This is a genomic window from Thalassotalea sp. PLHSN55 (assembly GCF_052030545.1).
GTDB lineage: Bacteria > Pseudomonadota > Gammaproteobacteria > Enterobacterales > Alteromonadaceae > CANMXU01.
Genome location: NZ_JBPDIH010000003.1, coordinates 384,742 through 409,265, shown reverse-complemented (window position 1 = coordinate 409,265; position 24,524 = coordinate 384,742). Strand labels below are relative to the sequence as shown.

16 protein-coding genes are annotated in these 24,524 nt (G+C 40.4%); 11 read left to right on the top strand and 5 right to left on the bottom strand.

The window, feature by feature from the left end; translation table 11 throughout:
* The gene (locus tag ACRRSQ_RS07585; RefSeq protein ID WP_440875109.1) at nt 1-3,672 is read left to right on the top strand and encodes a hypothetical protein; all 3,672 of its coding nucleotides are present in this window, start codon (nt 1-3) and stop codon (nt 3,670-3,672) included.
* Nucleotides 3,673-3,746: 74 nt separating this feature from the next.
* Here ACRRSQ_RS07585 and ACRRSQ_RS07580 read toward each other — a convergent pair whose 3' ends face one another.
* Nucleotides 3,747-4,616 (bottom strand): hypothetical protein, encoded by an 870-nt coding sequence (locus tag ACRRSQ_RS07580; RefSeq protein WP_440875108.1) that lies wholly within the window; start codon nt 4,614-4,616, stop codon nt 3,747-3,749.
* 292 nt (nt 4,617-4,908) lie between these two features.
* Entirely contained in the window at nt 4,909-6,072 is a 1,164-nt protein-coding gene (gene queG, locus ACRRSQ_RS07575; RefSeq protein WP_440875107.1) for a tRNA epoxyqueuosine(34) reductase QueG, read from the bottom strand.
* 11 nt (nt 6,073-6,083) lie between these two features.
* Between queG and ACRRSQ_RS07570 the strand changes: the two genes are divergently transcribed.
* The 9 genes from ACRRSQ_RS07570 (at nt 6,084) to hflC (ending at nt 16,123) form a co-directional block, all read left to right on the top strand.
* On the top strand, nt 6,084-7,610 hold the full coding sequence (locus ACRRSQ_RS07570; protein ID WP_440875106.1) for an NAD(P)H-hydrate dehydratase: 1,527 nt from the start codon (nt 6,084-6,086) through the stop codon (nt 7,608-7,610).
* Entirely contained in the window at nt 7,611-8,096 is a 486-nt protein-coding gene (gene tsaE, locus ACRRSQ_RS07565; RefSeq protein WP_440875105.1) for a tRNA (adenosine(37)-N6)-threonylcarbamoyltransferase complex ATPase subunit type 1 TsaE, read from the top strand.
* Nucleotides 8,097-8,103: 7 nt separating this feature from the next.
* Nucleotides 8,104-9,420: an N-acetylmuramoyl-L-alanine amidase gene (locus tag ACRRSQ_RS07560; protein WP_440875104.1), complete on the top strand. Its 1,317-nt coding sequence runs from the start codon at nt 8,104-8,106 to the stop codon at nt 9,418-9,420.
* 35 nt (nt 9,421-9,455) lie between these two features.
* Entirely contained in the window at nt 9,456-11,363 is a 1,908-nt protein-coding gene (mutL, locus tag ACRRSQ_RS07555) for a DNA mismatch repair endonuclease MutL (protein WP_440875103.1), read from the top strand.
* A 24-nt stretch (nt 11,364-11,387) separates the two neighbouring features.
* On the top strand, nt 11,388-12,323 hold the full coding sequence (gene miaA, locus ACRRSQ_RS07550; RefSeq protein ID WP_440875102.1) for a tRNA (adenosine(37)-N6)-dimethylallyltransferase MiaA: 936 nt from the start codon (nt 11,388-11,390) through the stop codon (nt 12,321-12,323).
* Between the two features lie 91 nt (nt 12,324-12,414).
* A complete protein-coding gene (gene hfq, locus ACRRSQ_RS07545) occupies nt 12,415-12,675 on the top strand; it encodes an RNA chaperone Hfq (protein WP_440875101.1) in 261 nt (86 codons plus the stop codon).
* Between the two features lie 33 nt (nt 12,676-12,708).
* Nucleotides 12,709-13,995, top strand: a complete 1,287-nt coding sequence (gene hflX, locus ACRRSQ_RS07540; protein ID WP_440875100.1) for a ribosome rescue GTPase HflX — start codon at nt 12,709-12,711, stop codon at nt 13,993-13,995.
* Between the two features lie 88 nt (nt 13,996-14,083).
* Nucleotides 14,084-15,235, top strand: coding sequence for an FtsH protease activity modulator HflK (gene hflK, locus ACRRSQ_RS07535; protein WP_440875099.1), 1,152 nt, complete (start codon nt 14,084-14,086; stop codon nt 15,233-15,235).
* A 3-nt stretch (nt 15,236-15,238) separates the two neighbouring features.
* The gene (gene hflC, locus ACRRSQ_RS07530; protein ID WP_440875098.1) at nt 15,239-16,123 is read left to right on the top strand and encodes a protease modulator HflC; all 885 of its coding nucleotides are present in this window, start codon (nt 15,239-15,241) and stop codon (nt 16,121-16,123) included.
* 422 nt (nt 16,124-16,545) lie between these two features.
* Here hflC and ACRRSQ_RS07525 read toward each other — a convergent pair whose 3' ends face one another.
* The 3 genes from ACRRSQ_RS07525 to ACRRSQ_RS07515 form a co-directional block, all read right to left on the bottom strand.
* The gene (locus ACRRSQ_RS07525) at nt 16,546-18,894 is read right to left on the bottom strand and encodes an agarase (protein WP_440875097.1); all 2,349 of its coding nucleotides are present in this window, start codon (nt 18,892-18,894) and stop codon (nt 16,546-16,548) included.
* A gap of 131 nt (nt 18,895-19,025) precedes the next feature.
* Nucleotides 19,026-21,395, bottom strand: coding sequence for an alkaline phosphatase D family protein (locus ACRRSQ_RS07520; protein WP_440875096.1), 2,370 nt, complete (start codon nt 21,393-21,395; stop codon nt 19,026-19,028).
* A 420-nt stretch (nt 21,396-21,815) separates the two neighbouring features.
* Complete coding sequence (locus ACRRSQ_RS07515) at nt 21,816-23,309, bottom strand: sulfatase family protein (protein ID WP_440875315.1); 1,494 nt, start codon at nt 23,307-23,309, stop codon at nt 21,816-21,818.
* 486 nt (nt 23,310-23,795) lie between these two features.
* Here ACRRSQ_RS07515 and ACRRSQ_RS07510 point away from each other — a divergent pair, with 486 nt between their 5' ends.
* Entirely contained in the window at nt 23,796-24,524 is a 729-nt protein-coding gene (locus ACRRSQ_RS07510; RefSeq protein WP_440875095.1) for a 3-keto-disaccharide hydrolase, read from the top strand.

Here is a 24,524-nt window from a genome sequence, read left to right as displayed (position 1 = left end):
ATGGTTAGTCGCGCAGAGCAACCTTTTCACCGTCAAATAACGGGTTCATTCATTTGGGCATTTTTTGCTTTTTTTATGGTGGTTGCCGCACTTGCAGCGTTAATGTACTTACAAGAAAAGCAAAATTACTTTTTACAGTACCAACAATTACCCGAAATAGAAAAAACGCAGCAACTACAGAGTGTATTGCGCAGCGCGCAAACGAATATCGACACCATTTTTGCTGAAGAAAATGCGCAGCAATTTCCTCAACTTCATCAGCAGCTTGATAAAGCCTTTCGACAACTACGCTACAGTCAATACAAGAGCGTGGTTTTGCCGCGTGAAAATTTTTATCCTTCCGGCAGTGTTGAAGTTAATTTAAGTCGTTTAGCGCGTAATAGCGCGTTAAATTTGAAGTTGAAAGAGCAAGGCCTTGAACAATTGGCGCCGTTGCTTTCTGCATTTCGCATTGAAATTATCGACAAAGAGGTTAAACAAAATCAGCTTTATGGGCAGATCGCCAATGATCGCGCCAACGATAGAGTTACTGCCAACAGAGCTCGCGCTTACGCACTGTTAACCAATGAACTGGGCAAGTTTCATCAGTTAAATGATCTGTTGATGGAGATTAACCAAGAATTTAATGCCTTGAATATTCATACGCCGTTAGCGCAGTTTGAATTGTTGACGCATCAAATAGCCAGTGCTTATACACTTTATCAGCAACTTGAACAGGCCTCGTTGATCAGTAATGATGAGGTGAAAAATCAATTTCTACAGCTCGATTTATTATTGTTTACCGAACAACGAGCATTGTCTAAATGGCGTGGTCACTTACGCATCGCAGAACCTTATTTATCGGCATTAGTTATCCAGCAATCACAAATTAGCCGAGCGTTAACACAACCGAATACGGTTAGTGTTTCGACCTTATCAGAGCCGGAAAATTTATTGATCGCTTGGTTAGCAAAATATAACTTGGTGATTAACCAACAACAGTTAATGTTAATGCTCTTGGCGGTTGCCGCTTTGTTTGCGGTTATTTTGCTGCTTGTCTTAAGCGGCATTCGCCGAAAAGTAAAAGCCAATGGTCACGACAGCGTGATGTTATGCAAACAGTTGCAAACAGAGCCTGATAAAGAGTTTAAGCAGTTCCTCAGTTTTGAGCATAGTCAAATTGCCAAACTGGTGAATAAAATACATAAACCTGAGCATAGTGAAAACGACTACCAACAGTTGCTATCGCAGCGTCAAATCGAAAATGAATTGTTAGCCAAAACAGGGAAAGTCGCGTTTTGGTCGAATGCGCAAAATCAGCAGCAGCGTCAGTTATTGGTTTCATTATTGTTTAACAAAAAAGAGCGTAAGCAGCTCGCTGTTAATCAACGTTGGCAAACCTGGTTTGACAAAAAGACCTTCAAGCTATTAATCGCGACAGCTAACAAAGCAAAAAGTAGTGGCGAAATGCAAAGTGTGTGTGTTGCTTCGCGGGCGAAAAAAAGCTTAGTTATTACCGTGTCTCATCAAAACGGTCACTATTTTGGTACGGTGCAAAATACCAGCCAAACCACTAAGCTTACTCAGCAGCTTGCGCAGGTAAGCCAAGAGAAAAAAACACAAGAACAAGTGTTTTTTAATATGCATTATCAGCAAGCAAGTCATGTTGAAAAATCGGCTATTATTACCTCATTGCAAAATCAAACGGTATTGGTTGACGCTGCGATCCCATCGCTAAAAGTGCACCGCCGTTTAATGAAATTACTGACTAAAAATCAGCAAAATAAAACCTTAAGCCGATTAAAAATTACCGAACATTCCTTGCAATTGAGCGACTTTAATTTCCGCGACAAACTTCATGTTGCGGTGTTTAACGCCATGCAAACCGCTAACAGTCAAAAAAACAAATTGTTGTTAAACTGCGACCAGCAAATATCGCACTATGTGCGCTTAGATGCTGACTTGTTTGTTGAGTTGCTAAGCAGTATTAGTCAAAACCTCTTGCTTGAGCAATTCAACGCGACGTTGTTAATAAACTGCCAACTTGCAGATAAAAATAGTGGTCAACAAACGGTGCGGATAAAAGCAGAAGTGGTTACTGAAAAACCGCTCAAACAAGCACCTGAGTTATTAACGGCTTTTACTAAGCAATCCAACATAAATAATAACGACAGCAATTTAAGCTTTAGTGAATACATTCAGGCATTATTCAATGCCATGCATGTCACTAATGTGCATACTGACGTTAGTGAAACGGGTTACTTTTTAACGATTGATTTGCCTGTCGCCACAGTGCAAAGCTTACCTGCAAGCTCAAACGGTGCTGCAGATGAGTTAACCGATGTTAATTTGCAGCAAACTAATATTTTAATTTTAGGTAATGAAGCGCATAGCCAACAGATACTGAACGATATTTTAGTGGACGTTGGTGCTGAGGTGAGTTGTTTAACCGAATTTGAACAATTTGTTGCCGCAACGCAAAATGAAAACAGCAAACCTTTTGCCGCCATTGTATTGCTTGCTGATTTATATTTGAGTCACTTCAAAGCGATAAGCGCACATATCGACAGTTTACCAAAAGTTGAACAACCTAAATTAATGGTGATGCAGCCATTTTTTCATGCGCCATTTTCGCGTCACGGTTTATTTAGTCAAGCCAACATGCCGATTTGTGCTGACCATTTTATTGCTGAACTTCATACGCTATTGCAGGGTGAGCAACGCGATAACTGTTTAATTGCCCGTGACGCGTTTGACTCGTTCCGCCCAAGCGTGGCACCCAGTGAAGTTTTACTGGCAATTGCTAGCCCTGAGCGTCAGCAAACCCTAATTCGCCTTTTACAATGGTTAGGTTTGCAAGTGACTTTAGCCAATGATGCGCAAAGCTCAATTACGCAATGGCAAACTGGACGCTACTTAATTCTGATCACTGAATTTGAACAATCGCCTTTAGTTAAACTCGCCACTGGGCAAAGTATTAACCGAGGTGTTTTTAATCTTAATGAGCAACAACATACCTTAATTAATGAGGAAGAATCTGCCATTGCACAACGTTGGCAGCTAGCGCAATTTCCTGCTATCGACAATGTTAACGATATTATTAGCTTACTTAAGCCGTGGTTAACGTTTGCCAAAGATAAATCAATAGACCAATCATCAGCTAAACAAGCTGTGCCGACACCAAGCGTTGCTACTCAACATTTACCCATTCAACATGCACCAGCTCAAAATGTGTCAGTGCAATCAGCAACACAACAAGCAAAGAGTGAGCAGGAGCTATCATCTTTTTATGATGACGAAGATTTTGAACTTGATGGCGAATTGTTTACTGAATTTTTAATTGATGATGTTGAAGCGATCGACCTTGATGCCAGTTTTGATCTTGAACTTTATGCCATGAACCAAGGCTCGGCGGAAATAGCAGCTTTTATGCTATCAACTTATGTGGAAGAGCTGGAGCAATTTGCTGACAATCTGCAAACTGCCGTTGTCGAAAAACATCAGCAAGATATCAGTAAATGGCTGCAAGAATTAACGGTAGTGGCAAAAGTGATGGCGGCACCTGACCTGATAAGTACTTGTCAGCAACTTAAAGAGCATATTAGCCATGAAAATGGTGAAATTGATTCTGATATGCTTGAGCAACTGCAACAACAAATTGCCGCTGTTAGCGCATATGCTGAGGCGATTTAAATCTGCTTCATTGAATTTAAAAATACAGCTCAATATTATGTGATATTGAGCTGTATTATGACATCAGCTATCAACTAATTTCCGCGACACTCAATATCGTGTTCATCGCTGACATCAGTATGAACATCAACATAAATGTATTTAACTCCATCATTGTCGACTTTTGATATTTTATATCGGTAACTAGCTTTAGTGGATGTATTGACTACGCAGGAATAGCCGCGCTCGCTGTAGTAATCGACAATGATGTCGGCATCAACCGCGGTTAAGTTATTGCTGTTTAAGTCTTTGACTACTTGTTCGAATGTTTGGAATGATTGTCCTCTAGCGGTATAACTGGCTAGTTTATCTAAAGATATTCTAGGCGCAGCTCCCGAGATATCTAAATTAATAACTAACCGGGAGCCATTTTCAAAATCAAAAACTGCTTGTTTGTTAAAGCCGTTACCTTTAATGGTAGCAGAGCTAACATTTGCAATATTAAAGGTGAGATCTACGGCACCAACAACATCAGTAATTTTTTCCCATAGGCCTCTATCGTTATACTTATCTAGAATAATACCATTAATAACAACTTCACAATCAGTGCTTGTGGCATAATGATATGCATCATTGCATTGTCCGTCACTTGCGGAGCCAGATTTATACTGATAAGCCGTTTTAGGGATAGATTTTTGCTGAGCGTAGTCGGCAATATCTTGTTGACTAAATCTTAACTCTTCATCAATTTGTTTCGATACATGATAATAGTTTATTGCACTATCAAACATGTTCTTTTCAATAGTTGAAATGGTTCGCGTATTAATGCGTTTAGTATTATCTACCTCAATATAGTATTTGCGACGGGTATTATTAATTGGGTCGGCTAAATAGATATAGTGTCTGCTAGGTTCTACTTCCTCAACTTCTTCGTCATTGGCTTGTGAAAAAGGTCGAGGCGTCATATTTTTTGCTTTGCTTTTAAACTGAGCGTCACTACAGTTAAAACAAAAATCAAATTTTTTATTGGCTGCAAATGCGTTAGATGACAGCGTTACGCTCATTATGAGGGTAGTTAAAGTTATAATTTTTTTGTACATCTACTAATTCCTTATCCTTGTAGAAGTGATTATGTGAAGAATTTAATCCGTTAAGTTCTTGATAAATTTTGCACAAAAAATAACCCTTAATCAAAAGGTCGTGTGATATCTCGGCTGGTAATTTGTTGAAAAGTGTAAAGCTCTGTTTGCGGCTTTATTAAGCATCCCTAGGTAAGCCTTTTTCAACCGAGCGGATCAGTCGTCCTGTTAAGCGTTCATTTTTTAACGACAACGGCTGTTGTTGCTCGAGTGCATTGCAACGCATTTCTTGCTGCGCGAGTGCCCAATCAATATGTTCAACCACCATGTCAGATGAAATTGGTTTTTGCTGCACTAATGCACTAACGATTTCGGCGTTGTAAGGCGCGTTTCCTAAAGCAACGGCTATATTTCTTTGCCAACAATCAAAGCCTATGCGGCGAATTGGTGAACCTTCTGTTTTGGCTAAAAAGGTATTTTCATCCCATGAAAATAAGGTCAGCAGTTTCACCTTGTCGAGATTTTGTCTTGCTTGAAAATCGTCAACTTGACCAAGTTTGGCAAATTTATTCCACGGGCAAATGAGTTGGCAGTCATCACAACCGTAAATACGATTGCCAATAAGTGGTCGAAATTCCAGTGGAATAGCATCGCGTAACTCTATGGTTAAATAAGAAATACAGCGGCGGGCATCCACCACGTAAGGTTCAACAATGGCGCCTGTTGGGCAAATTTTCATGCATGCAACGCAGCTGCCACAGTCGTTTGATGGTTTTTCGTCACAAGGCAAAGGTAGGTCGACTAATAATTCACCGAGAAAAAACCAAGAGCCGGCTTGTTTGTTGATCACTAAAGAATGTTTACCTACCCAGCCCAAACCGGCTTTTTCAGCCAGTGGTCGTTCAAGAATTGGCGCGGAATCAACAAAAGGGCGGAAGTTAAAGTCTTGGCAATGCTGATGAATTTTTTCACCGAGTTGCTTTAAGCGCTTACGCATGAGTTTGTGATAATCACGCCCTAAGGCATAACGACTAATGTATGCATGTTCGGGTTGTTTGAGGGTTTTGGCAAATTTTGCATCAGTGGGCAAATAATCTAACCGCACGCTAATGGCACGTAAGGTGCCTGCTACTAATTCTTTGGCGCGAGCACGCATTAACCCGTGCTTTGCCATGTAATCCATATCACCATGATAATTTTTTTCTAACCAACTGGCTAACGCTGCTTCATGCGCAGATAAGTCAACATCTGAAATGCCCACTTGAGAAAAGCCAAGTTCTTGTCCCCAAGACTTGATTTTTTCTGATAATTCTAGATAGTTGATAGTAGGAGTTTTAACCATGGAATATTTGCATGACGGTGACATTTTTAGCGAGTTTACCACAGCCTGCTTTTGACGCTAAGCAAGTTCAGCAAAATGAGGCACAAGTTGCGCAGCAACAAGACATTCGTATGTATGATTTGATGGAGCATGCTGGCGCTGCTGCATTTTCAGTCTTGCAGCAAGAGTTTGCATCGCTTCGCAAAATAATCGTTATTTGCGGCAAGGGCAATAATGGCGGCGATGGTTATATTTTAGCGCGCTTAGCACAGCATGCTGGCTTGAAAGTAACCGTATTTGTACTTGCTGAAAAAGAAGCCATTGTCGGTGATGCATCAACCGCGTTAAAACTCGCCAAACAAGCCGGTGTTGATATTAGTTTCCATCCCAATATTTCTTCGTGTTTACATTTTATTGAAAATACGAAAACCGAGGTGATTGTCGATAGTATTTTTGGCATTGGTTTTAGTGGTGTATTAGCTGAGCCTATGCAGCAGCTGATTGAAAAAATAAATGCTAACGTTGCGAAAAAATTCAGTATCGATGTGCCGTCTGGTTTGTGTGCAAATACAGGGCATGTTGACAGTGTCGCCGTACAGGCAAATGTCACGGTGAGCTTTATCGCCACCAAAAAAGGCTTACTTACAGGCCAAGCGCCAAACCATGTTGGTAAATTAGTTTTAGCCGACTTACATTTAGGGCAGCGATTTGCTCAAAGCGTTATAGCAAGTGCCGAGGTGCAAACCGAGTACAATTTACCTAAACTAGCTCCGCGTAAAGTAAGTGCACATAAAGGCGATATTGGTTTATTGATTGCTATTGGTTCAAATAATGGCATGCCGGGTGCGATACGTATGTCGGCAGAAGCTGCACTGCGCTGTGGGGCATCGTTAGTTTCCGTCGCCTGCCATGCTGACAATCACGGTTTAGTGATCGCTGGACGGCCTGAATTAATGTTAGCGCCAAGCAATGCTGAGCAATTACTGTTATTTCCACGCTTAGCAAAAGCTAAAGCACTAATTATTGGCCCAGGGCTTGGGCAAGATGCTTGGGCATTAGCACATTTTAATTTGGCAATGAGTTTAACTCAGCCGTTAGTGGTTGACGCTGATGCGTTAGTATTATTAAGCAAAGCTCAATATAAAAAAGATAACTGGGTATTAACGCCACACCCGGGAGAGGCGGCAAAGCTACTTGGTTGTGATATTGAAACCATCGAGCAAGACCGTTTTGGCGCGGTGAAAAAAATTGCGTCGCAGTATGGTGGGATCTGTATTTTAAAAGGTGCCGGCAGTTTAATTTCTGATGGAAAATCGGTTTGGATAAATACCAGTGGTAATTCAGGTATGGCTTCGGGTGGCATGGGGGATGTATTATCAGGCATAATAGCGGCTTTGATAGTGCAAATGCCGAATATCTATGCTGCCGCACGCTTAGCTGTGTTTATTCATGGGCAAGCGGCAGATATAATTGCTAAGCAAAATGGTTCGCGAGGCATATTAGCCAGCGATTTATTTTTGCCATTGCAACAGTTAGTCAACAGAGACAGTAACGAATAAATGAAAGAGCTTGATTATTTTTTGGCTGATGAAGCCGCAACAGTAAGTATTGGTAGCGCATTAGCTGATGTGATTAAACATCAAATAAAACAAGGAATGGTGGTTTACCTAAACGGTGATTTAGGCGCGGGGAAAACCACTTTAAGTCGCGGTTTTGTTCAAGGTATGGGCCATACTGGACATGTTAAAAGCCCAACTTATACCTTAGTTGAGCCCTACGATTTAGGGCAGTGGCGCGTATTTCATTTTGATTTATATCGCTTAGCTGATCCTGAAGAATTAGAGTATATGGGCATTCGCGATTATTTCGATGATCGCAGTTGTTGTTTTATTGAATGGCCGGAAAAAGGTACTGGACTCTTGGCTAATGCTGATCTTACTATTAACATAGCCTATAAAGAACAACAAAGAACTATTCACTTACTTGCTGAGTCGGTGTTAGGTGAACAAATTTTGTTGGCATTATCACACGTAGTAAAAGGTTAATTTATTCATGTTTGCTGGTTTTTTTGCACGATTTACATTGTTAGGGTTTTTACTGGTTAGTTTCAGCTTTGCTGCACATGCCGCGAACTCTATTGATAGTATTCGTGTTTGGCCTGCACCTGAAAATACCCGCGTAGTGTTTGATTTAAAGCAAAAGCCTGATTACAAATACTTTTCGTTAAATAATCCAGAGCGTTTAGTGATCGACTTTAAAAACAGTCGAAATGCTACGCAGCTGTCGCAACTGGCAAAAAATGACAAGCGTATCGCTAAAATTCGAACCAGCACCTCTAAGTCGAAAGGCACCACGCGTGTGGTACTCGACTTAGCGACGTCATTTCAAGTGGCTGTTTTCCCTCTTGCCCCCGCCGGGCAATATGGCAACCGATTGGTGGTTGATCTTTATGACAAAAACCGCCCGGTTATTGCCAAAGCAACACCTAAAAACAATTTGCGCGATATTGTGATTGGCATTGATGCGGGGCATGGTGGTGAAGATCCCGGCTCTATTGGTGGTAAAGGTACATACGAAAAACGAGTCACTTTAGCTATTGCTAAGCGTTTGAAGAAACTGATTGATAGCGAAAAAGGCATGAAAGCGGTGTTGATCCGCACTGGCGATTATTACATTCCAGTTGGCCGTCGCAGTGAAATTGCACGACAAAAACAAGTGGATTTTTTAGTCTCTATTCATGCTGATGCATTTCGCACACCTCAGCCAAGTGGCGCTTCGGTTTGGGTGGTATCAAACCGCAGAGTTGAGTCAGAAATGGCAAAATGGTTGCGTAATCGTGAGAAAAACTCAGAGTTACTTGGTGGTGGCGGTGGTGTTATTAAAAACACTCAAGACGATAATTTAGCTATCACGCTCGCGGATATGAACAAAGAGCATTCGCTTGAAACAAGTATGACCATGGCAAGCAATGTTATTAGCCAGTTACGCCGCATCACCAAAATGCATAAAAAAGAGCCGCAGCATGGTAATTTTGGCGTATTAAAATCGTCAGATATTCCGTCAATATTGGTTGAAACGGGTTTTATTTCTAACCATAACGAAGAGCGCAATTTAAATTCGAGTACGCATCAACAAAAATTAGCCAATGCTATTTATTCTGGCGTGAAAAGCTACTTTTTAGAGCGTCCGTTAATGGGCACTTATTTTGCCTCTATTGGTTATCGCAAACATAAAGTGGTCAGTGGCGAGTCACTGTCGGTGGTTGCTCAGCGTTATAAAGTCTCTGTTAGCCAAATAAAGTCGGCTAATAACCTTACCTCGAATGTCGTTCGTATTGGACAAACCTTAAAAATTCCTCGTGCTGGCTAAGGCCAGCTTTTTGTTAATCAGCCAAAAGCCATATTATGAGCATTGAAATATTACCTGCCCGTCTTGCTAACCAAATTGCGGCAGGTGAAGTGGTTGAACGCCCCGCTTCTGTTATTAAAGAATTAGTTGAAAATAGCTTAGATGCTGGCGCAACGCATATTCAAATTGATATCGAAAAAGGCGGTGCTAAACGTATTCGCATTATCGATAATGGCAGCGGCATTGCAAAAGACGAATTAACCTTAGCTTTAAGTCGACACGCAACCAGTAAAATTAAAGACCTAAATGATTTAGAAGCGATCAGCTCGTTAGGTTTTCGTGGTGAAGCGCTGGCGAGTATTAGCTCGGTGGCGCGATTAACCTTAACCTCTAAACCTGCAGTTCAAGAAAATGCGTGGCAAGCGTTTGCCGAAGGGCGCGACATGCAAGTGGTTGTGCAACCGGCCGCTCACCCTAACGGCACCACTATAGACGTTGAAGATTTGTTTTTTAATACGCCTGCACGGAAAAAATTTCTGCGTACCGAAAAAACCGAATTTAGCCATATTGAAGAAGTGATCAAGCGCATTGCGTTAGCGCGTTTTGATGTGACTTTTGTCTTAAATCACAACCATAAACTGGTACGCCAATATCGCGCTGCCAAAGATAAAAGCCAATACAGCAAACGCATTGCACAAATATGTGGTCAACGCTTTATCGACAACGCAATAGAAGTTGATTGCCAACATGATAATTTACACTTATCTGGCTGGTTGGCGGCGGCCAGTTTTTATCGTAATCAAAACGACCTTTGCTACAGTTACGTTAATGGTCGCATGATGCGTGATAAGTTAATTAACCATGCGATCCGCCAAGCGTATGCCGACTTATTGCCGCGCGACACTTACCCGGCCTTTGTATTATTCCTTGAACTCGATTTTCATGATGTTGATGTAAATGTGCATCCAGCAAAACACGAAGTTAGGTTTCATCAAGGCAGGTATGTCCATGACTTTATTTTTTCGGTCTGTGATAAAGCGCTGCAATCGTCACTTAATATTGAAACGCCAGCAATTGAAGGCGAAGAACAAAATGAATCTTCGCTAAGTTCATATCAGCAAAACCCAGCTGTTTTTGCGCCAAAGCCACAAGACTCTTATCAGCAGCCAAGTTATATCAAACCGCTGCAGAGTCGCCAGAATAATTCTGGTCAATATGCGCCGTCTAGCTCGCATTACTCTCATAAAATTAATGAGCGTGCGGCAAGTGCCTATCAAGACTTGATGACGCCCGTTGTCGACCCTGCCGCGGTTAATGGCGATACCGCCACGCAATGTGTTGAACAAAAACAGCCACTTGCACAGCAAGCACCCGATAAAAATCAGTTAAACGCTCAGCCATTAAAAGTGACGAAAAATTTTGGCAGCTTTATTGCGCCATCTTATATGGCAGTGCCAATAGGTGATGAATTACGATTGTTAGCGCTTGCTCAGTTAGAACAAAGTTGCAATGCCTTGTTTTTGCAGCAGCAGTGGCAACAAGGTTTGGTCAGTCAGCCGTTACTATTGCCAATAAAAATCAAGGTGACTAATGAGCAGCTTAGTTTTTTCAATCAGCAAAGCGAAACACTGAGTAAATGTGGTGTCGTATTTAAGGTGCTGTCGAGCAGCAGTATTCAAATTCGTCAGTTTCCTGCAGTGCTGCGCGATAAAGATATTCATGCCAGTATCATTGAACTTTACCATCAGCTGTCACTCAAAGATGAGCAAGTAAGTTTGACTGAGCAAGATTGGCAACAAGCAATCGCAGCGTTGATGACTACTGCACAATTTAATCAAGAATTGGCCAATAAACTGTTATTGCAGGCACAATCTTTATTTAGTGAGCAATTAGTAGAACAATTACTCTTGAATTCTGTTGCCATCGACCTTACATCAGAGATACATCAGTTAACTAACCTTTAATACAGGCGCGGGTTTTAGAAAATTATGTTATCAACGCACTCTCAGCCGCCGGTAATTTGTTTAATGGGGCCAACAGCCTCGGGCAAAACTGCGCTGGCAATGGAATTGTTTGATAACTTACCCTGCGACATTATTAGTGTTGATTCTGCATTAGTGTATCGCGATATGGATATTGGTACTGCTAAGCCAACATTGGCTGAACAAGCACAATATCCGCACCGATTGATAAATATAAAAGATGCTACTGAAAGTTATTCAGCTGCAGATTTTTGTGCTGATGCACTAAAAGAGATTGCTGATATTCGTGCTCAAAACCGTATTCCGGTATTGGTCGGTGGCACGATGATGTATTTTAAAAGCTTGATTGATGGCATCTCACCACTGCCTGCTGCTGATAAAACGATTCGCGCAAGTATTGCAGAGCAAGCTGAGCAACATGGCTGGGAATATATGCACCAGCAGTTAGCTAAGATAGATCCGCAGTCGGCGCAGCGCATACATCAAAATGATCCACAGCGGTTGACCCGAGCATTAGAAGTCTTCCAAATAAGTGGACACACTTTGTCACAATTAACTGAAATAAAAGGTGATAGAGTCGAAGGAGATGTTTTACAATTTGCTATCGCTCCGAAGGAGCGGTCGACCTTGCATGAGCGCATTGCGCTTAGATTTGATCAAATGATTGAGCAAGGGTTTGAGCAAGAAGTTGTGAACCTAAAACAACGTTCTGATTTACATGCTGATTTACCCTCTATTCGCTGTGTGGGTTATCGTCAGATGTGGCAATATTTAGACGGTGAAATAGATCACAATGAAATGGTATTTAGAGGCGTTTGCGCAACTCGACAGTTGGCAAAACGTCAATTAACTTGGCTAAGAAGTTGGCCAAATCTTCGTTGGTTAGAAATGGAAGATAAACAAAATTTGCAACATGTGCTGGCTGCGTTAAGCAATCTGTAAACATTGGTGTATAATTAAGTTTGTTACCAAGTAACCGATTAAAAATGAAAAGATTTATTTTTAACTAAAAATAACAAAAAGGAGCCAACTAATGGCTAAAGGGCAATCTTTACAAGACCCATTTTTGAATGCTTTACGTCGTGATCGCATTCCAGTAGCGATTTACTTAGTGAATGGTATTAAACTACAAGGACAAGTAGAATCATTTGATCAGTTCGTTATTTTGCTAAAAAATACGGTAAGCCAAATGGTTTACAAGCACGCAATTTCAACGGTTGTACCTGCAAGAGCTGTTTCAACTATGCCAGCTCCTAACAGTCAATCTGATTTCTCATCGGATCAACAAGATTAATGAATAATAGCTTAACTGTTTGGTATTGCTCATTTGTTTGACCGTTATCAAGCTGGTGAGCAGGCGATACTTGTTCATATAGATTTTCCTGATGAAAATGCTCGTGAAGACTTACAAGAATTTGAAATGCTTGTAAGTTCAGCGGGCATTAATGCGCTTAACGTATTAACAGGAAAGCGTAATACTCCACATACAAAATTTTTTGTTGGTAGTGGTAAAGCTCAAGAAATAGCAGAAGCGGTGAATTTATACCAAGCCGATGTTATTTTATTTAACCATAGCCTGTCTCCGTCACAAGAAAAGAACATTGAAGCTTTGTGTCAATGTCGCGTGGTTGACCGAACCACATTAATCCTCGACATATTTGCACAGCGTGCCCGAACTCACGAAGGTAAACTTCAAGTTGAACTTGCCCAATTACGGCATGTAAGTACTCGCCTGATCCGTGGTTGGACGCATTTAGAAAGGCAAAAAGGTGGTATTGGCCTACGTGGTCCAGGTGAAACCCAGTTAGAAACCGATCGTCGTTTAATTCGTGAACGCATGGTTAATATTCGTAAACGCTTAGAAAAAGTTGAGCGTCAACGTCAACAAGGTCGTCGTGCGCGAAATAGAGCGGAAATTCCAACGGTGTCTTTGGTGGGTTATACCAATGCTGGCAAGTCGACTTTATTTAACATGATCACCAATGCTGAAGTGTATGCCGCTGATCAGCTGTTTGCTACGCTTGATCCAACGCTTCGAAAAATTCATGTTGAAGAAGTTGGCCGAGTCATTTTAGCCGACACGGTAGGGTTTATTCGTCATTTACCGCATGATTTGGTCGCGGCGTTTAAGGCAACTTTAACCGAAACACGTGAAGCAGAACTTTTATTGCATGTTGTTGATATTTCGGACGAGCGCCGAAGTGAAAATATTGAACAAGTCGAAGAAGTATTAACGGAAATTGAAGCTGGTGAAGTGCCACAGTTATTAATATGCAATAAAATTGATAACTTAGATGATATTGAACCGAGAATTGACCGAGATGAAAATGGCATGCCAATTCGTGTTTGGTTGTCAGCTCGTGCAGGCATCGGCATCGAATTATTATTCGAAGCTTTGGCGGAGCGTCTTGGCAGACAAATCGTTAATCATCATTTAAAAATTCCACCGAACGCAGGTAAGTTTAGAGGCGAATTATACCAGCTAAATTGTATTGCTGATGAGCAATATGATGAACAGGGTAATTGCCATTTACAAATCAAATTACCGGCGAAAGAGTGGAATAGATTGGTTAAACAAGATAAAACGGTAATTGAAGGTTTTATTGAAAATTAATACCACTAATATATGATAAGGTTTTCATTATATTAGTACAAAAAAATAATTTTATTTTAGTATAAAAAACAACCTAGCGGAGAGCATCATGGCTTGGAATGAACCAGGGAATAATGATAAAGATCCTTGGAAAAACAAAGGTGGTAAAAACCAAGGTCCACCTGACTTAGACGACTTATTTAAAGAATTAGGTCAGAAATTTGGTGGCGTATTTGGCGGTGGAAAATCATCTTCAAATAATTCAGGTAATAACTTCTCAGGTGTTGTTTTTGCACTTGCCTTTATTATCGCGACCGTAGCCTACCTATTTAGCTGTGTTTACACCATTAATGAAGCCGAGCGTGGTATTAAATTACGTTTTGGTGAATATGTTGGTGTAGTTGAGCCGGGTTTAAGCTGGAAATGGACCTTCATCGAACACATTATTCCAATTGATGTGCAATCTACACGTAACTTACCTGCGTCTGGTTTTATGTTAACGCAAGACGAAAACGTAGTGCACGTTGAAATGCAAGTGCAATATCGTATTGATAACGCACGTGATTATGTATTTAATGTCACTAACCCAGACGATAGCTTAAGCCAAGCGCTAGACAGTGCATTACGCTACGTTGTTGGCCATGCAAAAATGGATGACATTTTGACCAGTGGTCGTGAAATGGTGCGTCAATCGGTTTGGGAAGAGTTAGAGAAAATCATTAGTACTTATAACTTGGGCCTAATTATTGTTGATGTTAACTTTAAAGATGCTCGTCCACCGAATGAAGTAAAAGATGCCTTTGATGATGCAATTGCCGCACAAGAAGATGAAGTGCGCTATTTACGTGAAGCAGAAGCCTATGCTCGTGGAATTGAACCTCGTGCACGTGGTCGTGTTAAACGTTTAGAGCAAGAAGCTAATGCATATAAAGCACAAGTATTGCTAGATGCTGAAGGTGAAGTGGCGAAATTCAATAAATTATTGCCAGAATACCAAGCGGCGAAAGAAGTTACACGTCAACGTATGTACATTGCGACGATGGAAAAAGTGTACAGCAATACCAGTAAAGTGATGGTTGATGTTGATGGTGGCAATAACATGATGTATTTACCACTTGATAAGATTATGCAGCAGCAAAATAACAATCAGCGCCCAACGTCGCAAGTAAACAGCACGTCGAGCTCAAATAATCGCCCAGCAAGTAATACTACGATATCTTCGTCTGGTCGTACTGATCGATTCAGCGACGGGAGAAACTAAACAATGAAGAATTTTATTTTATTAATTGTCGCAGCTTTATTTGTTTTAGTTGTTTCTTCAGTTTTTGTCATAAATGAAGGGCAACGCGGGATCGTTTTTCAATTTTCAAAAATTAAACGTGATGATGTAAGCGGTGAAATGCGCGTTTATGAACCGGGATTGCACTTTAAAATTCCGATGATTGAAAAAGTGAGAAAAATCGATGCACGTATTCAAACACTTGATGAAGCACCAGATCGTTTTGTAACGTCTGAGAAAAAAGATTTGATGGTGGACTCGTTTGCTAAATGGCGCATTGTTGACTTCTCAACTTACTACCTACGTACATCAGGCTCGCTAGACAAAGCACGTATTTTATTGAAACAGAAAATCAATAACGGCTTACGTACTGAATTTGGTACTCGTACGATTAGTGAAATCGTTTCAGGTGACCGTTCTAATATCATGGTTAAGGCATTAGAAAGTGCTGAAAGTAGCCGTGAAGATCTAGGTATTGAAGTGATTGACGTACGTATTAAAGCGATTAACTTACCAACTGAAGTAAGTAATTCAATTTATGACCGTATGCGCGCTGAACGTACTGCCGTTGCGAAAGAACATAGATCACAAGGTCAAGAGCAATCAGAGATCATTCGTGCAACTATTGATGCTAAAGTGACTGTTATGCTAGCAACAGCGCAAAAAGAAGCATTAGAAACGCGTGGTGAAGGTGATGCCCTTGCCGCAAAAGTTTATGCTGATGCATATAAACAAGATGCTGAGTTCTATAACTTCTACCGTAGCTTACAAGCCTACGAAAACAGTTTTAATAGCAAAAGCGATATTATGGTGGTTAAACCAGATAGTGATTTCTTCCACTATCTAAAAGATACCGCTATATCAAGATAAAGAAATCAAAAGCCATGAACGTTGATGGCGCCAGTAACATTTTTTGTGTAACTGACAGGTTTCAATAGCATTTTTCAAACGGTCTTCGAATTCAATGATAAATTGACTCAAGGCCGTTTTTTAATGTCTTATCAGTACCGTCCACTCGATGGACGCTCACCTCATTGCTAAGTAACTCCTTGTTTCGCTATGTTTTCGCTTTGTCAGGTTATTTACCTTGGTCATCACTCCATATATTGTCGTAGCAACAAGTGTGCAGTTATAGTGACTGACCCGCTAATCCTAGCTATTTTTTACTGCTTTGTTTTTAATTATCGTTTGTTTTTTTATATCAGACACAAAAAAGGGAGAATGAATTCTCCCTTTTTACAATATGAGTTTTTAGCTTAAACGAATATGAAAAGTCGCTTTATTTACTCGCTTTATTTGCTCTGTTTAGTAGCAAGTTCGCTGAAACGGCGTTCATATAATCCAGTATGCATTTTTCTCGCAGCATCGACCATGACTTGGTATGGAGTATCTGTGACCGAAACAAATCCAATATTATAATTTTCGCCGTCGTATGCGCGACCTGTAATGGGTGAGTCTAAATATTGAAACCAATGTGCGCCAACAAAGTAATTGTTGTCTATTACCGAGTTCATAAATTCAACGTACATACGCGCCCGGTCTTGTTGGCTTGATGCGGCGACTAGTCCCGGGTGAAAAAATCCTGAAGCTGTTGTGCCAATATGGAACTCACCTATGACTGCGGGCATATCTAAATCTTCGATAAATTTTGCAGTGGTGTCTGTTAACCCATGCTTGTAAAGGTTAACACTCATCACATCTATATATTCTGACGCTGCTTTTACTACGGCTTTCGGCATTCCCCAACCGGCAAAACGAACTCCCATATACAATTGATTTGGCAAGTGCTTTTCTAACGCGCCGTTAACCACAGCAAAATATTGCTTTGCGTACTCGTACAGTAAAAATTCATAGTCTTCTATGCGGGCTGCGTTAGAAGGGGCGCTATCAAAGCCTCCTTGTTGAAAATCAGCCCAAGAAGAGAGTGAGGTATGCCAGGCCTTGTTTAGCTGTTCAATGCTACCGTATTTGGCTTGCATTTTTTCAGTGAACATATTTTTGGTGGGCACCTCTGTACCATCGCGCTTTAAGGTATTAATAACAATGCCTAGTTCAGTTTCTGGCGCACCAGGTCTACCCCAGCTTTTTTCATTGTCCACGAAAATGCCGACACACCAAGGACTGCCTTTGGTTTCGTCTGCAATTTGTCTAATGGTAATATCAGCGCGTTCGGCAAATTTAGGGTCAAATACATCTGGTAATGCGCCCCAAAAATCGTTACCACTGGATACGGTTTTATAATCGCCGATTATCCAGCCATTGGCAAAATAAGGCATTTTTTCGTTGTCATAATAAACAGGGTCGACCCAATTTCCAAACGAGGTAAATCCCCAATTACGCATGCGATCTAAGGTAACGTCGCGCCAATTTTCAATATATGAGTAAGGGGTAGTTTCGCCATATTTTCGCTCTAAATTTGCCATATAAAAACTGAAGACTTCACCATGTTTTATTGGACCAGAGTGTACTTCGCGACGATAGCCATAACTGCTTGCCAGTGGGTCGTTGTAATCAGGTAACCATTGAAACATATTTTTACGAACGTCAGAGACAACATGACGTGTTGGGATCGATTGGGCCGATGGTGGATTTAGCCCTTCAGAGTCTTCCGGCGTTAAGTCGTCAGCACTTCGTTGTTTAATGGTTTCTTTAGCAAAGTCATAGCCGGTAACTGTGGTGCTATTAGACATACGTACATTGGCAATACCAGAGGTAAAAAACAAATACCCTTCAGGGTCTACTAACGACCACTTGTTATTAATTTTTTCAGTACGAAAATAGCCCGTTGCTTTTAATTTAGGGCCGTTTTTCCAGCCACCAAACTTGGATCGGTCAGCTAATAATTCGCCATCGCCTAGCTGTTCAAGTTCTTGATCTCGCTTGGCAAGTAATTCGTCGTATGAATGAATTTTTTCTGCAAAATCCATTTTGGCGGCTTGGCCGAATTCGTCGACAATATTGGTTAAATAATTGGCATCTAATGCTGGGTTTTGACGTAAACGAATATTATCAAGGGTAATTTCTTTATCGCTGAGGTTTTGCTCGATATTTAAACTGATTTTTGTAATGCCTTTCAGATTAAGGTTTTTTGTTCCCCACATTTGCACAAAAGCTACATCGTCAGACTGCCACGTGGCAGGATTGGAACGTAAACCTGAGCTTAAGTTAAGTTCCTGATATTCGGTTAATCCTGATTCAGGGCTACCTAAGTCATGCCCATCTAATAAGGCATAATACGTCTTAGATTTGCCGACTGGAATGGAAATGCTTCGGGTGAATGATTTACCACTAATATCTGAAATAATTAATCGTAAGTTAGTTGAAACCTGACCTTCATTGGCAATATCGAAAGCGATATTAAAATCACTATATTGACTCCAATCCCATGGCAGCTCAGGTTCAAAATTGATACTACTATAGGGATTGTTTTCGCCTTTTAGTGTCACTTTCAGTGCATTCGTACCGTCTGTTAATCCTATACCCGATTGCACAATTTGGCTTGAGGCATTACCGAGTTTAATACTGCTGTCTAATTGATTTTTTTCAAAACTATAGAGTGTAGCAAGTAGTTGCTTGTTGTCACTGGGAGCTTGATTGGCGACATTTTCAGTCGGTTTATCTGAGACACAACCGATAGACATAACCCCGATACCGAATACAAAACCCAATTTGGAATAATTTATTATTTGTTTAATTTTCATTATTGTTCACTTAGTTAAAATCACTACAAACCGAACGGCCTGTGCGTTCGGTTTACGTCTGCATGATAATGTTAGCTAATTCGGTTTTTGCCTATATTTTCATCTTGATGAATAGTGACTGGCCAACCAGGGAATTGGTTGTCGGCGTTATTATCATTAACGTCGACTAAGAAACGATAGGCCTGCACGGTATAAGTTTTTTCTTCAGTATCGAAGGTAATAAAACCAAAGCCACTGCCTTTTTCATGTGCCTTTATATAACGATTACCTGATTTGCCAACCACCGGATTACCCACAGCATAGACATAAACATTGTTACCAAAACTATCTAAGTATTCACCGGTTTGTGACAAGCCATGAGATGGGCGGTTAACCACTTTAATGCCGACCTGATCAGGGTTCCACCATCGAGGCCATCCAGCAGCAATCGCGGGGGTACAAAATGCCCAATTACTATCACGCTGTTGATGAACACCATATTGTGACAAAGTCCCTAAATGGGTATCTCCACAGATGTGCAATGCTTTTGACTCGCGCATTATTTCTACTGCGCGGTTACGAGCTGTCGCAGGCCAACTGCCACTATCAAAGTCATATTTTAAGTAATTTTTGGGATTAGGTTGATGGGTACAAACAGCTGCAAATACCGTTTGGCTCAATACTGCTTTAAGTGTATGGCCGCGCCAGTCTTTTGCCCACTGAGCTAAAAAGTCTTCTTGTCTTTTCCCCAATAATTGTAAATCAGCACGGTCAAAGTCTGGGTTGATAAAGCTTGGCTCTTCTCCCTCGCCGGTTTTACCTACTTCGATATCAAGTCGCTCAGGACCGCTTTTCCATTGGCGATCGGCGATAATGGCAAAGCCCACATTTCCGTAGACCATATCGGTATAGTAAACACTTACATCTCGTGCTGAAGGTGTACGTTCGTAAGGTTCCGGGTGATGCCCGGTATGGGTTTTATGCACAACATTAATTAATTCTGTTGGGCAGATATATCCGCCTGCGTTGTCGGTTCTGCCAGAGGCAATAGCACTGTCGCTCATGGCAATGCCACTTTCACCCCACAAATTACCTTGCAGAATATCGTGATCATCCGGTAGGCAAACCGTTGGCGCATTACGCATAGCCTCTCTAAATGACCAGCCAAATTGATAATATTTACGTAAATAATTTAAAATTGCAGGGGCGGCAGGAGCATGAATAACACCGAAACCACCGTGGTTTTCATAAATTTGGTCACCTGAGAAATAAACAATATCGGGATCAAGTTTTACCACGTTTTCAGCTACCGGCGCATAAGGAAAGGCATAATCATTTTGACAAGTCATGCCCGCCATTCGCATTTTTCTGCCTACCGGGTTAGCACGAATCAAGCCGCTATAAATATCTGGGGTTACCGTGCCATCGCGGTGTTGTTCATTGTAAATAACTCGAAATTTCGTATTTTGTTTTTCATTCCAATTGGCGATGCGAAAAGTTGCTTGCCAAGCGGCAGGGTCAAGTTGCGCGCGCGCGATAGATTGCCAGCGTCCATTTTGATTAACTTGCAGTTCAACGTCTTGGCTGTCATTTTCCCCCATTGGACCTGTTAACGCACTGAGTTTAAGCACAAAGCCTTCACTAGAACGTGTATCATTTAAGGTATACATGGTCCATAAAATAGGTCCAAATTTTTGCTCATTAATATGGTTAAAGCCATTGCCTTGCATTTGCCAATTTTCAAAACGATAGCGTGTTCCATTCGGTATTTTTGCTTTATCTGCTGAATGGGTAAAGTTACTAACCACAGCCACGTTACCATGGAGTTTTTCGAATGAGACAAGGTCGTTAACTTCACCAATAAGCTGATTATTATCGGTAAAATATGCTAATAATTTAAGCGCGACAACACCTGAACGTGGCTCGCCAGTAAGTACTAAGGTTATGCTTTTGGTGTTGATATTAGTACTAAATTGCTGACGTTTAGTACCTAAAACTAATTCATTTTTATGGATCCCAGCATCGAACCCTTTTTGTTCAAAACAATTACTACGGTATTCATTTAAATCGCTTTTTGCACCTACACGAATTGCAGCGCCGCCGTCGTTTTCACCGAGTTGAATTTTTTGTACTTCAACGGAAATACTAAACTTACCTTGAGCATTGACTAATTGATGGGTGAGTGCGTGAACACTTCGATTGCCGCCAGTCACTGAACATTCAACACCGCCATCAACAACGGCCCAGTTTTCCATTGGGTTGGCCCAATATTGACCACCAATAAAAGTGCGGTCAAAGGTATTTGCCCAGCTATCTTTTACGTTATTTTTAAGTACTTGGTCGTTATGAGGTTCTGGTTGCTTGGCTACCGTCGAATTGGAGTTTGTGCATGCAATAACACTAGTAGTTGCTCCAGCAACTGCAAGTTTTAAGGCGTTTCTTCGTGTTATATTATTATTCATTTTAACCTTCTTGAATTTACTAGCTGTCAGCATTAACCAATGGAGACCGTTTTAAACTGTTAAATATGAGCGGCAGTTAGCATTATATTTAATGAGTTTTGATACGATGCCTATTATTAATATTTAATGCACACTTGTTTAAATGTTAACAAAATACAATATTTTGTAAAGATAATTCACAATGCAATATGAAGGAAACGCTCATCTAATATGTAAGTATCTGTTTATTAGCTATGTTTGTGTTTTGACAAAGCATGTCGCTGCTAGGATAGGTATTGCAGATATCATTAGTTATGATTAAGCAGTGGCAAGCAACGATATAAGGGCAAAGCTAAGAAAAGGAAAAGTTAAGAAAAAGGCACAGCTAAGAAAGAGCGTTATTACGCTTTATTCCTAACTGTATTACGGACAACAGGTGGGTTAATCGTTAAAATGCTTGTTGAAAATAGTTTGCATTCTAAGGTAATTCCTATCAGTTTCATTATACGTTAACCGCTGTTTTTTTAGTTCGGCTTTTAGCTCGTCAATAATGGAGCGATAACGATTATCATGATAAACATTATTTAGCTCGTTAGGATCATTTCGTAAATCATATAACTCCCAACCTGCTGGTGTTACCATTTTGTTTGGTTCTTTTCCTGTAGTTTTACGCCAGTTTTTATCATAAAAGGTAAAAGGCAGGTCACGGTAATTATCGCCGTAAAAGAAAATTAATTTATAATCCTTAGTGCGCAGTCCTGTATGAGCAGGAACGTCATGATACATACGATGGGTCCAATAACGATATAAGGTCGCGGTACGCCAATTGTCTGGTGTTTTCCCGTATAATGCTGACTTAAAACTGCGCCCTTGCATGTATTGAGGGGTGGGTTTACCGACTAAATCCAACAGAAATGGAGCAAAGTCTGTGTTATTAATTAATAAGTCACTCCGCTGCCCTACATTGGGCATATTTGGGTGCTTAATGATAAATGGCATTTTAATAGATTCATCCCAAATCCATCGCTTATCTTGATAGTCATGCTCTCCTAACATCATGCCTTGATCTGAGGTATATACGATGATTGTATTTTCATATAAACCTTGGTCTTTTAATGCTTGAATCAGGCGTGCGATATTATCATCCACACCTTTTATGCACCTAAGATAACCTTTCACATACGCTTGGTGTGTATAGTCTTTATCGGATAAATTAGGATCGATATTATAATGTTGTCCATAATTGCGACGTGGATTACGTTTCGAAATAGATGTACCAATCTCGCTGACCAGTTCGTCGTTATAACCCCGTGTAGCCGGAGAGCCAAAACTCTTTTTAATACCATATAGGTCGACAGGTTCAGGTATGGTTTCTTGTGCTAAATAGTGATTATATCGATCAGCATACTCAAAGTAATCATGGGGCGCTTTGAACTGATGCATTAAGAAAAATGGTTTGCCCGATTTTCTGTTTTTTAACCAATTAATTGAAATATCAGTAACGATATCTGATGAATGTCCACGGTATTTTTTAGTTTCTAGTGGCCAAGATTTATTGCCTCTAACTCTAAACTCAGGATCAAAATATCGTCCTTGTCCGGGTAATACTTGGTAATAATCAAATGCTTTTGGTTCATGTTTCAAATGCCATTTTCCCACTAAAGCGGTTTCATAACCCGCTTTCTTCATTTCTTTAGGCAAGTATTGTTTCTCTTCGCTGATGCCTCCTTTTAAGTCTTGAACGCCATTGGTTTGGCTATATTGCCCTGTAATAATTGACGCTCTGCTCGGGCTGCAAATCGAATTAGTGACGAAGACATTATCGAATACCATTCCTTCCTGAGCAAGTTTATCTAAATGTGGTGTAGGATTTAGAGATGCCAAACGCCCGCCATACCTACCAATTGCTTGAGCTGAGTTATCGTCGGTCATAATATATAGAATGTTATATTGCTGCTACCTCAGTGTCTTCACAGAATTCAGTCGTTGTATTGCAGCCAAAAAATACAAGGGCTTGTAACAAAATAAACCAATACTTAAGCATTTCACATCCTGTTATTTATATATGCACGTACCACATCGCTTGTAATATTTAGCAATGGTTAATCAATACGTTTTTTTTCACTATAAGCTTAAAAGCAGTCGGTGAACCAGAATAAAATAAAATTGTTAAATGTTATCAATAATTATAAGGGTTTGAATTTTAATATTAATCTTTGATTTTGACCTTGTGTTTGTGACGCTTTTGTTTTGGTTATTAAATGTAAACTATTTATTTTATATGCAAAACGATGTTAACCTTGATTGATGCTATTGATTGGCATATAAGTCAAAAATACCAATGCAGATGAGATTTATTATGGAAATATGTATGTATTTCAGATGTTTGCTGTACTTATATAAATTTCTTTATGGAATATGATGAAAAGAATAATATACATATGGTTGATAGGTTTAGTGAGTTTAAGTTGCGCGGTAAGTGCAAATAAGATTGATCCTAAAGTAACCGAACAATGGACTCCAGTACCAGAAATCGTTACGCCGGGCAAAATTCCGTCGGATGCTTTTTCATTGTTTGACGGTACAGACCTCGATGCTTGGCAAGATAACCACGGCAAAATACCACAATGGCAAATTGAACAGGGGGTGGTAACTGTCAGCCCAGGCTCAGGTAGCATCAAAACAAAACAAAGTTTTTGTAATATGCAATTACACCTAGAATGGCGTTCACCTGCCAAAGCGCAAGGAAAAAAAGGACAAAAATTAGGGAATAGCGGCATATTTATGCAAGGCCGATATGAGGTACAAGTATTGGACTCATATCAAAACCAAACCTATAGCAATGGCCAAGCAGCAGCTATTTATAAACAGTCTGCACCCATGGTCAATGCAATGCGTCCAACTGGTGAATGGAATAGTTTTGACATTATCTTTACGTCTCCTGAATTTAATCATGACAAATCATTAAAAACTCCAGCATACGTAACCGTGTTACACAACGGTATTTTGGTTCAAAACCATTTTGAACTGCAAGGTAGAACTGTTTATAGAGGAAAGCCATCGTACCAAGCTCATGGCTGTGCCCCTATTGTTTTACAGGATCACGGTGACAAAGTCAGTTACCGCAATATTTGGGTTAGGGAATTATAG